The 17,122-nt window shown below is 44.8% G+C and carries 20 protein-coding genes; 4 read left to right on the top strand and 16 right to left on the bottom strand.

The features are described 5' to 3' along the window. Nucleotides 1-160: 160 nt before the first annotated feature. Nucleotides 161-364: a hypothetical protein gene (locus QUA78_RS10970; protein ID WP_333301111.1), complete on the bottom strand. Its 204-nt coding sequence runs from the start codon at nt 362-364 to the stop codon at nt 161-163. 282 nt (nt 365-646) lie between these two features. On the opposite strand from QUA78_RS10970, the gene QUA78_RS10965 reads away from it, so the two are divergent. Continuing rightward, on the top strand, nt 647-2,113 hold the full coding sequence (locus QUA78_RS10965) for a glycoside hydrolase family 13 protein (RefSeq protein WP_333301113.1): 1,467 nt from the start codon (nt 647-649) through the stop codon (nt 2,111-2,113). Between the two features lie 130 nt (nt 2,114-2,243). On the opposite strand, the gene QUA78_RS10960 is transcribed toward QUA78_RS10965, so the two are convergent. Beyond that, the gene (locus tag QUA78_RS10960) at nt 2,244-2,660 is read right to left on the bottom strand and encodes a fasciclin domain-containing protein (protein WP_333301115.1); all 417 of its coding nucleotides are present in this window, start codon (nt 2,658-2,660) and stop codon (nt 2,244-2,246) included. Between the two features lie 165 nt (nt 2,661-2,825). Further along, nucleotides 2,826-3,251: a DUF2358 domain-containing protein gene (locus QUA78_RS10955; protein WP_333301145.1), complete on the bottom strand. Its 426-nt coding sequence runs from the start codon at nt 3,249-3,251 to the stop codon at nt 2,826-2,828. A gap of 91 nt (nt 3,252-3,342) precedes the next feature. On the opposite strand from QUA78_RS10955, the gene QUA78_RS10950 reads away from it, so the two are divergent. Then, entirely contained in the window at nt 3,343-3,879 is a 537-nt protein-coding gene (locus QUA78_RS10950; protein ID WP_333301116.1) for a hypothetical protein, read from the top strand. Between the two features lie 49 nt (nt 3,880-3,928). Here QUA78_RS10950 and QUA78_RS10945 read toward each other — a convergent pair whose 3' ends face one another. Beyond that, a complete protein-coding gene (locus tag QUA78_RS10945; protein WP_333301118.1) occupies nt 3,929-5,131 on the bottom strand; it encodes a histidinol-phosphate transaminase in 1,203 nt (400 codons plus the stop codon). A 183-nt stretch (nt 5,132-5,314) separates the two neighbouring features. Between QUA78_RS10945 and QUA78_RS10940 the strand changes: the two genes are divergently transcribed. Next, a complete protein-coding gene (locus QUA78_RS10940; RefSeq protein ID WP_333301120.1) occupies nt 5,315-5,599 on the top strand; it encodes a WGxxGxxG family protein in 285 nt (94 codons plus the stop codon). Between the two features lie 154 nt (nt 5,600-5,753). Here the strand turns inward: QUA78_RS10940 and QUA78_RS10935 are convergent, their stop codons facing one another. The 8 genes from QUA78_RS10935 to QUA78_RS10900 all read right to left on the bottom strand — a co-directional run bounded on the left by QUA78_RS10935 (nt 5,754) and on the right by QUA78_RS10900 (nt 12,548). Then, nucleotides 5,754-6,461, bottom strand: coding sequence for an ROK family protein (locus QUA78_RS10935; protein ID WP_333301122.1), 708 nt, complete (start codon nt 6,459-6,461; stop codon nt 5,754-5,756). Between the two features lie 32 nt (nt 6,462-6,493). Beyond that, nucleotides 6,494-7,186 carry a YqiA/YcfP family alpha/beta fold hydrolase gene (locus QUA78_RS10930; RefSeq protein WP_333301124.1) on the bottom strand — a complete coding sequence of 231 codons (693 nt, stop codon included), beginning with the start codon at nt 7,184-7,186 and terminating at the stop codon, nt 6,494-6,496. Between the two features lie 363 nt (nt 7,187-7,549). After that, entirely contained in the window at nt 7,550-8,035 is a 486-nt protein-coding gene (locus QUA78_RS10925; RefSeq protein WP_333301126.1) for a Spy/CpxP family protein refolding chaperone, read from the bottom strand. A gap of 19 nt (nt 8,036-8,054) precedes the next feature. Then, entirely contained in the window at nt 8,055-8,501 is a 447-nt protein-coding gene (locus tag QUA78_RS10920) for a hypothetical protein (RefSeq protein WP_333301128.1), read from the bottom strand. Continuing rightward, nucleotides 8,498-9,088 carry a sigma-70 family RNA polymerase sigma factor gene (locus tag QUA78_RS10915; protein ID WP_333301146.1) on the bottom strand — a complete coding sequence of 197 codons (591 nt, stop codon included), beginning with the start codon at nt 9,086-9,088 and terminating at the stop codon, nt 8,498-8,500. The genes QUA78_RS10920 and QUA78_RS10915 overlap by 4 nt, the downstream gene beginning before the upstream one ends. Nucleotides 9,089-9,482: 394 nt before the next feature. Continuing rightward, nucleotides 9,483-10,019 carry an opioid growth factor receptor-related protein gene (locus QUA78_RS10910; RefSeq protein WP_333301129.1) on the bottom strand — a complete coding sequence of 179 codons (537 nt, stop codon included), beginning with the start codon at nt 10,017-10,019 and terminating at the stop codon, nt 9,483-9,485. Between the two features lie 159 nt (nt 10,020-10,178). Next, entirely contained in the window at nt 10,179-11,522 is a 1,344-nt protein-coding gene (gor, locus tag QUA78_RS10905; protein ID WP_333301131.1) for a glutathione-disulfide reductase, read from the bottom strand. 183 nt (nt 11,523-11,705) lie between these two features. Then, nucleotides 11,706-12,548 (bottom strand): DUF4231 domain-containing protein, encoded by an 843-nt coding sequence (locus tag QUA78_RS10900; protein ID WP_333301133.1) that lies wholly within the window; start codon nt 12,546-12,548, stop codon nt 11,706-11,708. 570 nt (nt 12,549-13,118) lie between these two features. Between QUA78_RS10900 and QUA78_RS10895 the strand changes: the two genes are divergently transcribed. Next, on the top strand, nt 13,119-13,883 hold the full coding sequence (locus tag QUA78_RS10895; protein ID WP_333301135.1) for an ABC transporter ATP-binding protein: 765 nt from the start codon (nt 13,119-13,121) through the stop codon (nt 13,881-13,883). 171 nt (nt 13,884-14,054) lie between these two features. Here the strand turns inward: QUA78_RS10895 and QUA78_RS10890 are convergent, their stop codons facing one another. From QUA78_RS10890 to ltrA, 4 genes are all read right to left on the bottom strand, one after another. Continuing rightward, nucleotides 14,055-14,435, bottom strand: a complete 381-nt coding sequence (locus QUA78_RS10890; RefSeq protein ID WP_333301136.1) for a hypothetical protein — start codon at nt 14,433-14,435, stop codon at nt 14,055-14,057. Between the two features lie 112 nt (nt 14,436-14,547). Next, nucleotides 14,548-15,273: a lysophospholipid acyltransferase family protein gene (locus QUA78_RS10885; protein WP_333301138.1), complete on the bottom strand. Its 726-nt coding sequence runs from the start codon at nt 15,271-15,273 to the stop codon at nt 14,548-14,550. Nucleotides 15,274-15,298: 25 nt separating this feature from the next. Further along, complete coding sequence (locus tag QUA78_RS10880) at nt 15,299-15,511, bottom strand: hypothetical protein (RefSeq protein ID WP_333301140.1); 213 nt, start codon at nt 15,509-15,511, stop codon at nt 15,299-15,301. A 48-nt stretch (nt 15,512-15,559) separates the two neighbouring features. Continuing rightward, on the bottom strand, nt 15,560-17,122 hold a 1,563-nt coding region (gene ltrA / locus QUA78_RS10875), incomplete at its 5' end, for a group II intron reverse transcriptase/maturase (protein WP_333301142.1).

Genomic DNA, 17,122 nt, shown 5'->3' with positions numbered 1-17,122 from the left:
TTTGAGTTATGAGTTGAGTCGCTTACGCAGAAACCGGGTTATTTAATCCAAATACTTCTTCAAACCTTCAATAAAAGTTAAAAAACCCAGTTTATGAGAGTTGGAGTGCGTCCGGGACTGGAGTTAGGAGTTTTGAGTTGTGAGTTAAAATACCCATCAATCAATAATGGATATTTAAAAAAGTTTTGAGTTGTGAGTTAAAATACCGCTCAATAAATAAGGGCTGTTTAAGGAAAGAATAAGGTGCGGGGTTTTGGCTGTTAATAACAAGTTTTTTGGGTAAATTCCCGCTTTTCGCAATTTCTCCATCCAGGCTCATGGCGCTGTTGTCCTTTTTCAAGGCTGGTCGATCGCGCTCTGTCACGCACAAAGCGCGCTTTGAGCTTGGGTTTGAGCTCGTTCTTGTTGCTGGCGTTCCTGTTCTGTGAGTTTGTCCGACTCCACAGCAGTCAGGAAGCGCCACCTGCCGGGACGATAAATTTCTAGGTAGAGTCAGTTTTCAATCTTAGATTGACTGCAAATTTGTGTAAGATTTTACAATTTGTCGATCGACAAAATTGGATAAAATGTCTATTCTCTACCAAAAGCTAGATCCGCTAGAAACCTCTGCTACTGTAGCCTAAGCCCTAAAAGCTAGAAAAAATGTATGCAAATTCAAACGCCGGACTGGGTTAAACACGCGGTATTCTACCAAATATTCCCCGATCGCTTCGCCAAAAGCAAACAGCCCCGCAAACGCCTGCTGCAAAACTTCATGTGGGAAGAATGGCACGAAATCCCCACCCTCCAAGGCTACAAAGGCGGGGACTTGTGGGGCGTGATGGAACAGCTAGACTACTTGCAAGACTTAGGCATTAACGCAATTTACTTCACGCCCATATTTCAGTCTGCCAGCAATCACCGCTACCATACCCACGACTACTATCAAGTCGATCCGATGTTGGGCGGCAATCCGGCTTTTAAAGAACTTTTAGATGCCGCTCACGATCGCAACATCAAAATCGTCCTCGACGGCGTATTCAACCACGCCAGCCGCGGCTTTTTCTTCTTTCACGACATCCTCGAAAACGGCCCCCATTCTCCTTGGCTGGATTGGTTTAAAATTGAAGGCTGGCCGCTATCGGCCTACGACGGCAATTTTCCTGCTAACTATGCCGGTTGGGACGGGAATCGAGCACTTCCTGAATTTAATCACGACAATCCAGAAGTGCGAGAATACATCATGGAAATCGCCGAATATTGGATTAAATTCGGCATCGACGGCTGGCGGCTCGATGTTCCTTTTGAAATTAAAACCCCGGGATTTTGGCAGGAATTTCGAGAACGAGTTAAAGCAATTAATCCCGAAGCTTACATTGTCGGCGAAGTTTGGGAAGATGCGAGAGAATGGCTCGACGGCAGTCAATTTGACGGGGTGATGAATTATCTTTTTGCTGCGCCGACTATTGCTTTTGCAGCGGGCGACAGGGTAGATTTAGCTCAAATTGAAGGCCGTTCTTACCATCCCTATCCGCCGCTTTTTGCTAAAGAGTACGGGGACAAAATTCAGCACGTTTTGGAACTGTACCCGTGGCCGATACAGCTAACTCAACTGAATTTGTTGGCTAGTCACGATACAGCTAGGTTGCTCTCAATTGCTGGGGGCGATAAAGCTAGCGTCGAACTTGCTACTTTGCTACTGTTAACTTTTCCCGGAGCTCCTAGCATTTACTACGGTGATGAAGTTGGTTTGCCCGGTGCTCTAGATCCCGATTCTCGCCGCGGTTTTCCCTTAGAATCTCGCTGGGAACTTGATGTTTTAGATTATCACAAACAGTTGATAGCTTTGCGCCACAAATACGCTGCCCTCCGCACTGGAGCTTACCAAATTCTGTTTGCTGAGGGAACGGTTTACGTTTTTGCCAGAATTTTGGGGGATGAAGAAATAGTTGTTGCTGTCAATGTCGCGACAGAAGAAGCTAATATTAGCTTTGAGACAGCTAATTTGAAATCTCCTCACGATAAGTTGCTGTTTGGGAAAGGCGAGTTTGTTTGGAAAGGTGAAGGGGAAACTCGACATTTAGAATTGATGCTGCCGGCGCGATCGGGGTTGATTTTAGGTTCGGGTAAGTAGTTTAAAATGTAGGGTAATGTGCTCCGTGCGCACCCGACATTTATCGGTGATTTTCCCCGCTCATCCTAAATTTATTATAGGCTTAAGGTGCGCATTGCGCACCTTACATTTATCGGTAAAAGCACAAGTTTTAGTATGTTGCAAGCAGTGCTGGTGTTAGCACCACATCAATGATATGAATGACGCCATTGTCGGCAAGAATATCTGAAGTGAGAACTTTAGCATCATTCACTTTAATGCCGTCAGAAGTATCAATCCCCACAACAGAACCTTCCACTGTTTCAGCAGAACTTAACTCAAGCAAGTTCTCAGTTAGTACCTCGCCAAACAGAATGTGATAGGTCAGAATTTTTTTGAGCTTGGGTATGTCTTCCAGCCAAGAGGCAATAGTGTTCGTAGGAATTTTGGCAAACGCCTGATCAGTTGGTGCTAAGACGGTATAAGGGCCCGGACTTTGCAATAAATCTAACAAACCAGCCGCTTCAATAACCGTTACGAGTGTTTTGAAAGAGCCGGCATTGGTGGCAGTCTCGACAATATCAGCCATGATGTTTTTCAGGAGTGCAAATAGCAGAAAATAAATCTGGGGCGACGAGCATTTTAGCAATTTACAAATAGCATAAAATGAATCGGAGGGCTGATGATTATTTTACTCATTATAAGTTACTTGGGTGGCCGGCCCAGATGGTAAAGCCCGATCGACCTTTTTGACTTATCCTGGGCTGGCATCCTCCCCCTTGCGGAAAAACTGCTTTAAAATTTCTCCGGGCTCTCTGTCCCAGGTGTCGATATGTTCGTAAATTAAGCCGTCTTTATCCAGTTTATAAGTAGAGTAGCCGTTAAAAAAAATCCGAGCTTTCCAGGGAACCCGCAGGATGCCGCGAACAGTCCAATTTGCCACAATAGTATCAGGGGCAGTCTGACTTACCCCGTGCAGGTCGAAGTAAATCTCGCGAAAGAATAGCTGTCCGTGAAATCGCAAAGTCCAAAAGATAATGCGATAGTTGATTTTTCCTTTAAATTTGTTAACAGGGTCTTGAAAATAAACATCTTTTGTGTATATCTCGTAGGAGATGTCTTTTTCAAAAAGCGTCGGGAGATCCGCTTTCAGGGTGTCTACTGCTTGTTCTACCTGCATTTGATATTTGAGCGCGCTCACGCTACCACCTTGTGACAGTATTAATTTATAACTTTAAATGAATAATCTCGATCGCTGAAGTATCGCAGATTTGATACTTCATTCAGTTCTGATTTTAACTCTAGCGATATTTATCCGCGCCGGCTTTTATGCTGACCCGGACTTGCGAAATCGACACCTTGGCACAGATTTGACAGAACACCCCCACTCCTCTGACATTCTCGCAGAAATCAACAGCGGCAAGCTGTTGATGGTAGATAGCCGTCGCCGGAACGGTCTAATTTTGATTAAACGCTTCCACGCGGAGTTTGCCGGGCCTGGGGCTGCCGTTGGGGGTGCTTTTGATGTTGACTCTCAGCAGGCGATTCCCGTGGGCGATTTTTGTTTGGTTTGCCCTCAATCTCCCGAAGAAAGACAGAAAGCTTTTGGAATTCGGCGGCATTGGGTGCGGTTAACGGAACAGTTAACGGCAAAGCCGGCAGCTTTGGAACGCGCACAAATGATTTTAACTCAGTTTGAACAATATTTTGATGGGGAAACAGTAGCACAAATTCCCGATGAAGCTTTGGCACTTTTAGTAGGCGTATTTTCCCAAACTATGCGCGCGGCGCGACAGATTGATAATTAAAAATGGCATGGTAATTTGCTTCACTTCACACCATTTTTAAGGGTTGTTATCAAGTCAAAATCGCTGCGATTCGATCGACTGTTCGCTGATTTTCCTCGGGACTGCCCACCGTAATTCGCAAACCTCCCCCAGTATGCCGAATTAAAGTACCTCGCTCTTTTAGCTGCTGCATGATTTGTTGGTGTTCCTGTTGAGAGGATTCCTCCTCACCGGCTTTTACCCGAAGGTAAACGAAGTTAGCCGCACTCGGCCAAACTTGTAATTTTTGATGCTGAGTTAGCGCTGCAATTAATTGGGATCGCTCTGCTATAATTTCGGGAATTACTGCTAGCAATAACTGCCGCTGTGCTAGGGCTAATTCTGCTGCTACTTGGCAAAAACTGGGAAGGTTGTAGGGGAGGCGGATTTTTTCTAAGGTGGCTGCGAGTTCGGGATGGGCGATCGCATATCCGACTCTCATTGATGCTAGTCGAAATGCTTTGGAAAATGTCCGCAAAATTATCCAATTCCGATGCTGGTGCAATTGATCGGCTAAAGTATTTTGGCTGAATTCAAAATAAGCTTCGTCTATTACTACTAATATCTGTTCCGGCAAACTTGACAACCATTCTATTTCATCAGTTGTTAAAGCATTAGCTGTGGGTGAATTGGGATGAACGACAAAGACGGCGCGCACGGGGGGATTTGGATTTTGGTCGTTAGCGCAGCCCTCGGAGAGGATCGCCCTTTTAGCCGCCTCGATATCGATTTCAAAATTCTCCTCTTTCCGCTGAACACTCACAACGGGAATGCCGAGAGTTTGGGCGATTATTCCATACATAGAAAAGGTGGGATTCGCTACCAAAATAGAGCCTTGCCCGCCTAAACAAGTAGCTATTAAGAGCGATCGAATTAGTTCGTCGGAACCGTTGCCAACAGAAATATTGTCGGCTGTAATGGCTGTTTTTGGCAGTGTAACCCCCCCCTGCCCCCCCTTGTTAAGAGGGGGGACATTTAGGGATTCATTGACGTATTGGGCGATCGCCTCTTTCAGTGCTGCGTGGCCTCCGTCGGGATAGCGATTTGTCTCAATTAACTGCTGGTAAGTCCAAGCAAGCTTTTTTTTTAATTCCTCGGGCAAGTCGTAGGGGCATTCGTTGGTATCGAGGCGATCGATCGCACTTTCCGAGTGCGCTGGTTCTCCTGACGCGCCGCCCGGATGGGGAGTGTAGGCGGTAAGTTCGGCTAAATCTTTTCGGATAAAGGGAAGCATGGTATAGTTTACGACTTTTTATTTTAGATAATCTGCTTAGAAGCATCTGAACTTAGCATAGAGCTTGTTCTATCTCGAAAGCAAGAGGAGAGGGGGGATGTAGTTTCTGTCGATCGATTGATGCGTCGGCTGCGGCAAATTGATTATTTTGATAAAGTAACTGGTGATATTTGGAGACCGAGTATGAAAGTCAAGCCTTCCGATATATCTAAAAATACCGCTGCTACCCTGATAGCTTTGAGTTTGGCTGTTCTCCCTTCGGCTATGCCTGCCTCAGCTCAAACGGAGTCAGCTCCTGCCCAGAACAATACTGATTCTAATGGAGTTGTTCTAGACAGAACTCCCTTTCAAGAAAGCAAAAACGACAACAATCATTGGGGTGCTTTGGGTTTGTTGGGCATCCTCGGTTTAGCGAATCTGTTTCGCAAGGATGAACCAAAACGCTACCGCGATCCGATGGGCGAATAATTTTTTAAACGGATCTCGCACCAGCCAAAAACCAAATCAACTGTCCTCGATTTAGAAACCGGGTTTTTTACGAAAAAACTGGATTATTGCCTTTAATCCGGGCAAAAAACTCGGTTTCTGTGATAGTGGTAGGCATTTTGAACACCCAGCTTATTCAATCGCGCCACAAAGCAATGCCGCCCAACAAACCGCTCACATTGGGTACTATTTTAACCTGCGGCGGTAAATCAACAACAATCTTCTTAGTATTGCCGCCGCCGATGTAAATGCGATCGCAGTTAAAGAGATTTTGCAGAGAGGCGATCGCTTTTTCCAGACGGCGATTCCATCTTTTGGAACCCACTGTATCTAATGCCGATCGCCCTAATTGCTGTTCGTAAGTTTCCCCTTTGCGAAACGGGTGATGTCCCAATTCTAGATTTGGCACCAAAATACCATCGACAAATAAGGCAGAACCGAAACCGGTGCCAAGGGTAATTACTAATTCTACCCCCGTTCCAGCAATTGCTCCCAATCCTTGAATATCCGCATCGTTAGCCACTCGCACAGGTTTTCCCAAGCGATCTTTGAGGGTAGTTTCTAGGTCAAAATCTATCCAAGACGGATCTAAATTCACTGCGGTTTTGATGACGCCGCCACAGACGACGCCGGGAAAACCGACGGATACTCGGTCAAATTCCCCTTGTCCGCTGGCTAAAGAGGCGATCGCCTCTAGTACGGGTTCCGGTTTTGGCGGTTGAGGCGTTTCTAAACGGCTGCGTTCTGTTTGGGGTTGGCCTTCATCGTCCAAAACCATAACTTTGATGCCGCTTCCGCCAATGTCAACGGCTAAGGTGCGAGTCGATCGATCTTGTTCACTCATTTGATTGTTGAGACTTGGAAGTTGGTCAAATTTTAATTTTTGAATTGGCAAAACTTTTGGATCGCTTCCCAAATTTCCGCTAGGACATTGCCCAAAGCATGATCGTCTTCTAATTCGATTAATTGCACCCAGGGACGGTTAGCGGCAAAATTTCTGCTAGCTTGAATCGGTATTATTGTATCATGCTTGCCGTGAAGAATTAACGTAGGGACTGACCGCATTAATTTTTCTTCAGGGTATTGAGCCATATCTGCCAAAAACTGATAATTCAGTGGCAGATAACGCTGTTCGCCGTAGTGGTAAACCGGCAAATAGTTCTCAGACTGCCACTTTTCTAACTGTTGCTGTCCCAACATTGGCAGCCAGTGGGAGATAAATTCAAAAGCCGGTGCTAACAAAACTATTTGCTTTACTGACAATTGTCGCTGGGCCAACCAAGCCGCTGTCAGTCCCCCAAAACTCGACCCAATTATGGTAACTCCCCCTAGATTTTTTACATTTTGTGTAGGAGATTGGGAGGATTGGGCGTGCAAAAATTCTGTTTCTATTTGGTTTAATTGACGGGTGAGAGTGAGCCCCGAAAAATCGTTTTGATTGAAATCGGGAGTTTTCAGGTCAATGCCTAGGTAAGAAAAGCGATCTCGGAAATATTTAGCCTTAGCTGAATCCGGACTTGAAGCAAATCCGTGTAAATAAATGTAACTCGAATCGTTCTGTAGATTCATCCAGAAAATTTTATGAGACTTCCAAATAATTATTTTAACTTCATATGTGTTATTCAATAAAAAAATAAAAAAATAACACACTAATTAGCTCAACTTCTCTCATAAAATTTAATAAAAACCAAGCACTTGGAAGCATTTAAGATCGCTGTGCTTTTAGACTTATTTTTTTAATAAATAAAGAACTCACACGCATTTAAATTTGCTGCGTTTTTAGACTATTTTTATGAATAGATAAAGCAATCGCATAAATTTGATAAAAGCTGGGTTTATATATGCGGGTGTTTATCGATCTCTACCTGCTGACAATGAAAATCGCAGAGTGCGTATTGCACACCCTGCGATTCACTCAAAACTACTTGTCAATTATTGCGGTTTTTGACCGTTTTGCATCCTGTTTCTAGCAGTTTGTCGGCGCTGCTGCATCAGTTGAGCTAATTGGCTGCGCTGTTCGGGCGTGAGCAGTTCTCGCATTGCAAGTGTACTTTCAAATTGCACCTCTTCCAACTGCTGCCTCAGGCCGATTATTTGACGGTGTTTTTCGCGTATTTCGCTGGCATTTGCCGTGCCGGACATCATCGTTTCCAATTCTTGTCGGGCTTGGCGGACTGCTTGCATCCGCTGGGAAACTTGGTCTTTGTACCGATCGCGAACTGCCTGCATTTGCTGCTTTTGGTCTGCGCTTAAATTAAGTTTCTCAAACATCCCCCCTTCCTTGCCAGCAGGTCGATTTGGTCGCTGATTTTGGGCAATTGTTCCCGGTTCTAGGGGATTGGGAACTGCTATTGCTGCGGCTGTGCTGCCGAGAGTCAGCATTAAAACGGCTAGGGCAGAAATGCGACGAATTAACATGAAAATTACCTCTTTGAGATTAGTTATTTGTTGGCGGTTCGCTGTCAGCGGAAACAGGGAAATTAAACCACTCTGTTTGCGGGCGATTGGTCATATTTTCTTGAGGAGAATCATGGAGTACACCCTCCCAGTTAGTGACTAAAAATGCTTCTAACTGAGCTGTTTCCTCGTCTGGCAATTGTGCAGTCTCAAACGGACGGTAGCCCGACCAAAAAACTAGCAGGCTAGCAGCAATCGCAGAGGACAATGCCCACTTAGAAACAGAGGATATTTTTAACCTGTTATCAGACTTAGCTGACGCACTTAATTGCGTTTTTGTGGGGTGGGTTTCAGAGAAAACGCTCGCCCGATTACTTTCTATTGCTGCTAGAAGTTTTTGCTCTAAATCTGGTGCAGCTTCAGGAATATTTGGGCGATTTTGCTTCAAGAAATTAACTAACTCTTGGTCGCTGCTTGGGTTATTCATAGCTCGCTGACACCTTCTTTTTGCAAAAATTGCCGCACAGCATTTCTGGCATAAAACACGCGAGATTTGACGGTTCCCGCCGGCAGTCCCAAAATTTGGGCTACTTCTTTTTGCGGGATGTCTTCTAAGTCGTGGAGCACCAAAACGCTGCGGTGTTCAAAGCTCAATTGATCCAGTCCCCGCTGCACTAAATCTTGATAGTGCAACTGCATCAAGTCAGAGGTACGATCTGTGACAACAATCCGATCCATTTGTTCTTGATTTTTGAGTTTGGAATCAAAAGAATGTTGCTTAGCAAATGCTTGTCTTTGGTCAGAAGCCACATTCCAAGTGATTCGATAAAGCCAAGTAGAAAAGTTGTCTTGGTGCTTGAGTTTTGGCAATCCTTTCCACACTCGCAGGAATACTTCTTGCGTTAAGTCGTCAAGCAGCGAGGGCCCGCAGAGTTGGTAAAGGGTTGACCTGACTTTGTGTTGGTAGCGTTGGTAAAGGTGGCGAAAGCAGGTGCGATCGCCCTTTAGACACTCAGCAACTAAGTCCGAGTCGGAACAGTCATCGGTTAAAACATTGGCTGACACACCTAACACCTGTGAAGTCTCCCCCACCAGTTCGTTATCTGAAGTGTTTAGACAGGACGATCTCGAAAAAGGTTCAAATAATTTAAAATATTATTTTGAGCATGAATCCGCTTCGGGCGGATAACAGGCTTTCGGGCCTGTTCCACAAAAATTAAATCTTATTTTGGGGTGGGCTTCTAGCCCGCCCATAACAGGCTTTCGGGCCTGTTCGACAAAAATTTAATTTTCTTGTGGGCCGTAGGGTTGGCTATGGCGATAATTCTAAAATATTAATTCTAATTGATATCTTGCACCATTATCAACTACCTGCTTAGGAACGGGCAAGATGCCCGTTCCACAAAACTCAATTTTATTGTGGAACGGGCATCTTGCCCGTTCTTAACAATGGTGCAAGATGTGAGTTCTAACTATTTACAGCATTTTTCCAATAAGTATAAGTTTCTAAACCAATACTTTTTTGGTCTTCATTATAGATTTCATCTAAACATTTGAAAAGAGCTAAAGCGTAATTTTTCAATCCCAACTCTGTCAAACTTGTGAGAATCCTTGTCAGCCGCAGGTAGTTGTGATTAAATTTTTCAATCCACTCTCTTTTTCTTGACAAATATTCCTCGAATTTGGCAATTACAATTTCTGCGTTTTCCCCTTCGTGGCATTCCAACCCGTAAAACGCCAGCATGACTTTGAACGAATGGAGTAAGCGATTTCTCAACTCTTCACTTGTTCTAAAAGCTTGAATTACTTCATCATTTAAAGTAGGAGCACTAGAATTAAAGCGACTCTTTTCTCTCAGCGGAAACAGCCATTGAATGTAATTGTGCACGGATTCCAGCTTCTGGTAATCCCACGACCAAATATCCTCGATCGCCCGACCTTGCGAATCAGGCTGCTGACCGAGATAGAATGCTAAAATTTTGTTTTGTTTAGTTGAATCACTCATTCATCCCTTCACTGGCGGGCAGGATGCCCACCCCACAATAAAATTTTACTTTCCTGTGGAACAGGCATCCTGCCTGTTCTTGAAAATGGTGCAATATCTGAATTTTAACCGACTTTAGCTATTAGCCAGGGGTTGAAACCCCTGGCGGCTTCCACCGCTTTACCGCAAAGTAACAAACTCTTCAGCAGTCGATGGGTGAATGCCGATCGTCGCATCGAAGTCTTTCTTCGTAGCTCCCATATTAACAGCGATCGCCATTCCTTGAATAATCTCGCCCGCGTCTTTCCCCACCATGTGCACGCCCAAAACTCTGTCAGTATTAGTTTCAACAACTAACTTGACAAAAGTCTTTTCATCTGCACCTGTCAAAGAATGAAACATCGGTCTAAACTTGGCTGTATAGCACTTAATTGATTCGGGAAACTTGGCTTTAGCCTCCTCTTCTGTTAAGCCAACTGTAGCTGCTTCCGGCTGGGAAAATACTGCTGACGCAACATTTTCGTGACTGATCGATCTGGGGTTATTACCAAATTCAGTATCGGCAAAAGCACGACCTTCAGCGATCGCAATTGGCGTTAAATTGATGCGGTTCGTGCAGTCTCCCACTGCAAAAATGTGCGGCTGGCTGGTGCGGCTGTCTTTGGTAACTGCGATCGCACCTTGATCGGTTTCTACTCCCGCGTTTTCTAAACCCAATTTTTCCAAGTTGGGCAAGCGCCCGGTAGCGGACAAAAGCGCGTCTACTATTAGCGTTCCTTCGGATTTTCCCGACAGTGTTAATTTTAAACCTTCTGGGGTTTTCTCAATTTGTGAGATCGAGCTTTCTGTCAAAAATTCAACTCCGTGCTTAGTCATTCCTTCTTGCACGTTAGCGCGAATTTCTTCGTCGAAGTAGTGCAGAATTTGATCGCGCCGGATGATTTGAGTTACTTGGCTTCCCAATCCGTTCATAATGCAAGCAAATTCGACGCCGATGTAGCCGCCACCCCAAATTGCCAACCGTTTTGGTTGCTCTTTTAGCAGGAAGATTTCGCGGGAGGTAATCGCGTGTTCTATGCCTATAATTGGGACTCTTTGCGCTTCTCCGCCGACTGCAATTAAGATTTTGGCGGCGGTGATTTTTCGGTCACCAACTTCGACGGTGTGGGGGTCGATAAATTTGGCGTATCCTGAAATTAATTCTACTCCGGCTTTTTCGAGAAAGCTGATGTGCAGTTTGCTGAGTCGGCGCACTTCTGCGTCTACTGTGGTGACGAGTTTTTCCCAGTCGAAGCTGCTTTCTACTGGACTCCAGCCGTAGCCGATCGCATCTTCATAAAGGTGCGAAAATGTTGAGGCGTAAACCATCAGTTTTTTGGGAACACAGCCGCGAATTACGCAGGTTCCGCCTACTAAATCATTTTCGGCGATCGCCACTTTTGCTCCGTAGGATGCTGCTCGCTTGGAACTCGCCAATCCGCCGGAACCTGCACCTATCACAAACAAGTCGTAATCGTATGTCATAATTGTGTTACCAACAATCTCCAACTTCCCAAGTTTACGCTTAACTTTTCTTAATGATAGCTCAAAAATTTTGCCTTTGAGGAGCACTTTTGATCGCTACATTTTGAGAACTACATACAGAGCTACTTGAGGAAACAGGTGGGGCCACTCTACCCTACCTGCTTACTGATATTGTCAGCTTCGTTAACTCTGCCCCTGCTTGGACTCGGTAGATGGAGCTGGCTCTGTATTCTGCTCCTTGGACGCTGTATCATCGGGTTTTTGGATTTGCTTGAGATGAATCTCATTCACCTGATTGATAAAGTTTTCTATTGCCATTTTTGTCATTTGTTGATTTTGGGCTTCGTCGGCTACATCATAGCAACGATAAGCTGCAGTCACTCCTAATACAAATTTCTCCTGTTCCGCTTCTAACAATTCCACAGTCGTGTTAGCAGAAATCCAATTCTCCTGAAAAGGAAAGGAGGTAACTATACTGGCGACTATCGAGGCGACAGCGGGACAAATTACGGGCAGCCACTTGAGCAACGATTGACCTGGTTCCAATTTGTCTACCAATACTAAAATTGGTGTGACTCCCGATAAAACAACGGTTGCCAATTGGAAAGTATAGTAAATATTTCTCGAAGTCTCTCTAGTGTTTTTATAGTCGTCAATCAACTCCTGGCAATATCGTAAAGCCTTTTCTCTCACCGGGGTGATCGGATTGTTATCCGAAACATCATTCGGGTTTAAGAGATAATTATATAGTTCAGCTTTTCTTCGGATCTCTAACTGATTAGCACTATTCCGAAAGTTGCGATCTAATTGTCTATTGGTCAGGAACAGAAAAATAAAACTAGAGAGAAAAACAGCTCCCAAAATAACGATAAGTTGATTGTCTAGAAACACTCTGGTAAGGATGCCTGCACCCACAAAAGCGGCCAGGGATAAATACTCAACAATTTTCAGGAAAGATAACATTTGTGGACTCGATGAGACTGTATTGGAAATCTCGGTCTGGTTGATATCGGTAGAATTAGTCATTGCTTTGTAGTTAGTTTGGCGATCGGATACAAGTTTAGCCTATTGGGGTGTCTATTCCAACCAAGCTCTGTCAAGGTGGTGAAGAAGAGCCTCAAACCAATGAAAATTGGTTGCGGGCGATCGTTAAATATTCCTTGTTTAACAGTTGATGACCAATAAACTGGGTTTATTGGTCATCGCCAACCGATAGGATGACCTAAAGCAGGTCGATCGTACCTTGACAGGGGTTGCCATGAGCACCCTACAGAGAGAGTCGGTGCATAAATAGTATAAATTTTTTGGCGCTGCTGAATTAAAGTATGATTTTGCCTGTAAGGGTAATTCTAAGTCCTTACACCGTCAGCGGTGGGGCAATCACGAGGGGGATTGCCCTACAAATTTCATACCCAATTGAGCAACGCCGATTTTTTTTTCCACTCCGACTTTACCTCCAGGTCGGTGTCAAAGTATTCACTCTGACTTGAATATAGATGTTCTGTTCATTAGCATCGAAACAGCGGTCACCCCGAACGCGAATACTGATGGGAAGTGTTAGCTTAGTAGTTAGTTGTGTCGATCGCACAGAAAAAAATGCCTGAACTACAAACCGATACCTACCAAGACTTCGACCCGCAAGTCCTCTCAAAGCCCGTTGTTGTCGGTCTGGAAGAGGTAACAAAAGTTTACGGAATTGGCGACCTCGAAGTTCGCGCCTTAAACGGCGTCAGCTTGACGGTAAGACAAGGAGAATATTGCTCGATTATGGGCGCATCGGGTTCGGGCAAATCTACAGCTATGAATATTATCGGCTGTCTCGATCGACCTACGAGCGGCAGTTACTACTTAGACGGCGTAGATGTCGCCCAAATGCCCGAAGCAGAATTAGCCGGAATTCGCAATTTAAAATTGGGGTTTGTATTCCAACAATTTCACCTGTTGCCTCAATTGACAGCATTAGAAAATGTCATGTTACCGATGGTTTATGCCGGCATTCCCGCAGCAGAAAGACGCGAACGGGGAGTAGATGCTTTAACGAAAGTAGGCCTGGAAAGTCGGCTGCAAAACAGACCAAATCAACTATCAGGAGGACAGCAGCAGCGGGTAGCCATCGCCAGGGCAATTGTCAACCGTCCCGTGTTGCTGCTGGCTGACGAACCTACAGGTGCATTAGATACAAAAACTACTCAAGAAGTAATGGATATTTTTACCGAATTCAACGAAAGTGGCATGACTGTGGTGATGGTAACGCACGAACCGGAAGTAGCGCGCCAAACTCGCCGTGTTGTCTGGTTCCGCGACGGTCAAGTTATTCACAATAATCTTAACCCCGAAGAGCTTTCACACGCTGTATTTTAGTATAATAGTCGCCGAAAATTCGGCGATTTCAATGGCTTTTTGTCAAACTTTCGTCTTTCTCTAAGAGACTGAAGAATCAAGAGGGTATTACTCCTATACAAGAGGACTTTACCTATTAGACAGGGGTTGAAAACCCCTGGCGGACTAATAGACAAAACGCCACATATCTGCTTAATGAAAAGCACTCGGAAAAGCTTCCCAAACTCGATCGACAAAATCTCTAAGTTGCCGAGATGCGATCGCACCATCCTTTTTTTCAGAGTCCAGAGACTGCAACTGACTCAACAGCGAAATTACCTCGGTATCCAGCGCCGCCCGAAACAAACTCCCCGGCCAAAGCAAATCAGCACCATCCCGCAAATCGGATAAAGTGTATTCTTCCGACCATTGCGCCGATAAATCCTGCCCTGACAGTAATACAACTAACATTAAAGGGCGCACCCAACAAACTTGACGTGCCTCAACCACTTGGATCACCTCTGAATGCAGGCACGCATCTCCACATTCTAAACTGACAATTTGACCCGGCTTAAAGTTCAAAGCACAATCCATTAATGCTCACACTTAATACAGACATAAGAAAGCAGGCAAATAAGTGCTGCATCTCTCGACAGCACCAGAAAACATTATATCATAATTCCTTCTTGCTTCTTGGTTCTTATTCTCAACTTTCATCAAGATTTTTAAGAGCCTTTTCGAGTTGAGCCGTCAACAATGGTGCTTCTTTTTTACCGCCGCCATTGGCATAATCCGCCACGGAAATCGGAGAACCGATCGCAATTTTCACCTCAGAACCCCATTGAGGAATGCGCGGGCGATAGCGGATACTCATCGGTACAATTTTCACCCCTAAACCCGGTTTGCTCAACTCTGCTTGAATTGCCAAACGCGCCAATCCAGGCTTGATCGGGTGAACTTCGCCATCCTGAAAAATGCCGCCTTCGGGAAAAATCACCAACATCTGCTTGTCGAGGAGTAGTTCCACGCCGTAACGAAGACTGCTAATTGCTGGATGCTTGATATCCACAGCAAACCCTCCCAAATTTCTGATGAACCAACCTTGCAGTCCTTTCACTTCATCAGCAGTTACCATAAACCGCAAATCGCGTCCAGTCACCATCTGTCCGGTTGAATAGGGCATCATCAGGGCATCCCACCGGGAACGGTGCGTAGGGGCTAAGATGACAGGCCCGTCTTTCGGCAAGTGCTCCTGTCCGGTTATCTCAATCTTGCCAAAATGAAACGGTAGGACAACATAGTGACCTAGCGGATAGAGCAAGGAGGTTAACCAAGGAGAAACGCGAGAGGTATTAAATGCTACCTTGGCAGGCATTGGCTTCACTAGAGATGATTTACTGGACTCAACGGCGATCGTGGCGGTGTGGCGCATAGCAATTAAGCTGCTTTATCGAGATCTAAAGTCTAAAGTAAGTTGTTGGACAAATCTTTAGTTTTTGGATCGGGACAGTTTTGCTATTGGCATTGTGCCGATCGAGCGATCGCGCCCGCAAGAGATAATCTCTAACAGGTAAAACCTCAGCCAACCGGACAGCATTAATTAATACAGACCAGTCGGCCACCTCGAAAGCTTGAGCGGGCAAGTTAGGGTCGAGAGAAGATGTTACCATCTTCTCCCTCCCATTCGGAACCGTGCTTGCCAGTTTCCCGGCACACGGCTACTCGGGTGTACTCTTGTCAGTTGAGGGCTTCTTCTTCTTCCGACTTGTTTGAAGTTTCTTTCCTGAAGATACAAGTTCCAGGTTATGTTTCTTGATTAATTCCAAGTCGGTTTTAGTTTTGACATCGTGACAATGCCGATGCAATAGTTGAAGATTTTTGTACTCATCCTTACCTCCAATGGCTCTGGGGACGATGTGGTCAACTTCTATTACATCTTCATTTCTGAAAATAAATTCGCAATGAGGGCATTTCCCTTTCTGCCTTTTTAGGAGTTTTGATATCCTACTCGGCAAATCAGGATTTTTTCCCATTCTTGAACTCCAATAAACTAGGTCGCCATCGTAGGGACTTTTATCACCTTTAACTTTCACATAGTCGTTGCTGCCACACTCGAATTCTCTATGTGTTAGTAACCGAAGGGGGTTCGCTCCCTCTGCCCTGGTTGAGAATACCCAGTTATTACCGCCAATGGTATGCCAATACAGTTGGTGTCCTGCGTTGATGTTTCCACAACGGCGTTTTGCCCAACGTCGAAGTTTCAGGTATGTGAGGTAATCTTGTTTTTGAAGTTCTCCAACAGTTTTGGCGTCAGAGTTTGTATAGAAAGAAGTCCATCCCCTTATTACAGGATTTAAGTCTTTGATTAACGCCCATTGTGGCGATGACCTATGTTTTTTGATGATTCTTCCGATTTCCTCTTGGTGTGCCTTACTTGACTTTTTATTTGGGGTAATGAGTGTGTTAAAACCTAATATCTCACCGTGCGGATTTAAACTGCTCCGATGCTTTCCAGCCGGATATTGCTGGATGTGATGACCTAGAAAGTCAAAACCAGCAATACCCTGCTCACTTAATTCATTCTTGAAAGTGTGAGTGAGCCTCGTTTTCTCAGATTTTAATTCTAAACCCATGCCAGCTAACCATTCCGAGATTATATCTCGGCATCTTTGGACTACGGCTTTTCCTTCACACAGAATCACAAAATCGTCGGCATATCGAATTATGCTCGGGCTGCCTACTTTTTTTCCAAATTTGATAACTGACATTCTTATGTGGTTTGCCTTATCATGTGGAAATTCTTTTTCTATGCGTTGCTCCAAACCGTGGAGGGCAATGTTTGCTAGTAGCGGGGAAATGACCCCACCCTGTGGCGTACCCTCAGATGTTGCAGTGAACATTCCATCGTCAATTACTCCAGATTTTAGGCAGGATTTTACTTGTCTCCTGACTTTGCCTTTTATGTTCAACTTTTGGAGTAGTTCATAATGGTTGATGCGGTCAAAACACTTGGCTATGTCTGCATCTAATACAAACTTCGCTTTATGTTGAATACAGATTTTAATCTGTGTAATCGCATCGTGGCATGACCTGCCGGGTCTAAAACCATAGCTGTTTGGCTCAAAATTCGCCTCCCCTGAAGGCTCAAGTGCGGATTTTACTACGGATTGTAAGGCTCTGTCGTACATTACAGGTATACCCAGTGGGCGTTTTTCATTACTTCCTGGTTTTGGTATCCAAACTCTTCTAGTCGGTTTGGATTTTCCAGTTAGTTTTAGTTC

This window comes from Microcoleus sp. K4-B3, from assembly GCF_036704615.1.
Taxonomy (GTDB): Bacteria; Cyanobacteriota; Cyanobacteriia; order Cyanobacteriales; family Microcoleaceae; genus Microcoleus.
The sequence above is the reverse complement of the archived record's forward strand: the minus strand, read 5'-3'. Positions and strand labels throughout refer to the sequence as shown.

Bases quoted from the DNA above. Each gene is read 5' to 3' on its own strand.
- QUA78_RS10960 (WP_333301115.1), bottom strand. From the start codon at position 2,660: ATGGCTGATATTGTCGAGACTGCCACCAATGCCGGCTCTTTCAAAACA.
- QUA78_RS10885 (WP_333301138.1), bottom strand. From the start codon at position 15,273: ATGCGCCACACCGCCACGATCGCCGTTGAGTCCAGTAAATCATCTCTA.
- QUA78_RS10925 (WP_333301126.1), bottom strand. From the start codon at position 8,035: ATGTTAATTCGTCGCATTTCTGCCCTAGCCGTTTTAATGCTGACTCTC.
- QUA78_RS10910 (WP_333301129.1), bottom strand. From the start codon at position 10,019: ATGAGTGATTCAACTAAACAAAACAAAATTTTAGCATTCTATCTCGGT.
- QUA78_RS10955 (WP_333301145.1), bottom strand. From the start codon at position 3,251: ATGCAGGTAGAACAAGCAGTAGACACCCTGAAAGCGGATCTCCCGACG.
- QUA78_RS10880 (WP_333301140.1), bottom strand. From the start codon at position 15,511: ATGGTAACATCTTCTCTCGACCCTAACTTGCCCGCTCAAGCTTTCGAG.
- QUA78_RS10940 (WP_333301120.1), top strand. From the start codon at position 5,315: ATGAAAGTCAAGCCTTCCGATATATCTAAAAATACCGCTGCTACCCTG.
- QUA78_RS10900 (WP_333301133.1), bottom strand. From the start codon at position 12,548: ATGACTAATTCTACCGATATCAACCAGACCGAGATTTCCAATACAGTC.
- QUA78_RS10965 (WP_333301113.1), top strand. From the start codon at position 647: ATGCAAATTCAAACGCCGGACTGGGTTAAACACGCGGTATTCTACCAA.
- QUA78_RS10930 (WP_333301124.1), bottom strand. From the start codon at position 7,186: ATGAATCTACAGAACGATTCGAGTTACATTTATTTACACGGATTTGCT.
- gor (WP_333301131.1), bottom strand. From the start codon at position 11,522: ATGACATACGATTACGACTTGTTTGTGATAGGTGCAGGTTCCGGCGGA.
- QUA78_RS10890 (WP_333301136.1), bottom strand. From the start codon at position 14,435: ATGGATTGTGCTTTGAACTTTAAGCCGGGTCAAATTGTCAGTTTAGAA.
- QUA78_RS10895 (WP_333301135.1), top strand. From the start codon at position 13,119: ATGCCTGAACTACAAACCGATACCTACCAAGACTTCGACCCGCAAGTC.
- QUA78_RS10945 (WP_333301118.1), bottom strand. From the start codon at position 5,131: ATGCTTCCCTTTATCCGAAAAGATTTAGCCGAACTTACCGCCTACACT.
- QUA78_RS10935 (WP_333301122.1), bottom strand. From the start codon at position 6,461: ATGAGTGAACAAGATCGATCGACTCGCACCTTAGCCGTTGACATTGGC.
- QUA78_RS10920 (WP_333301128.1), bottom strand. From the start codon at position 8,501: ATGAATAACCCAAGCAGCGACCAAGAGTTAGTTAATTTCTTGAAGCAA.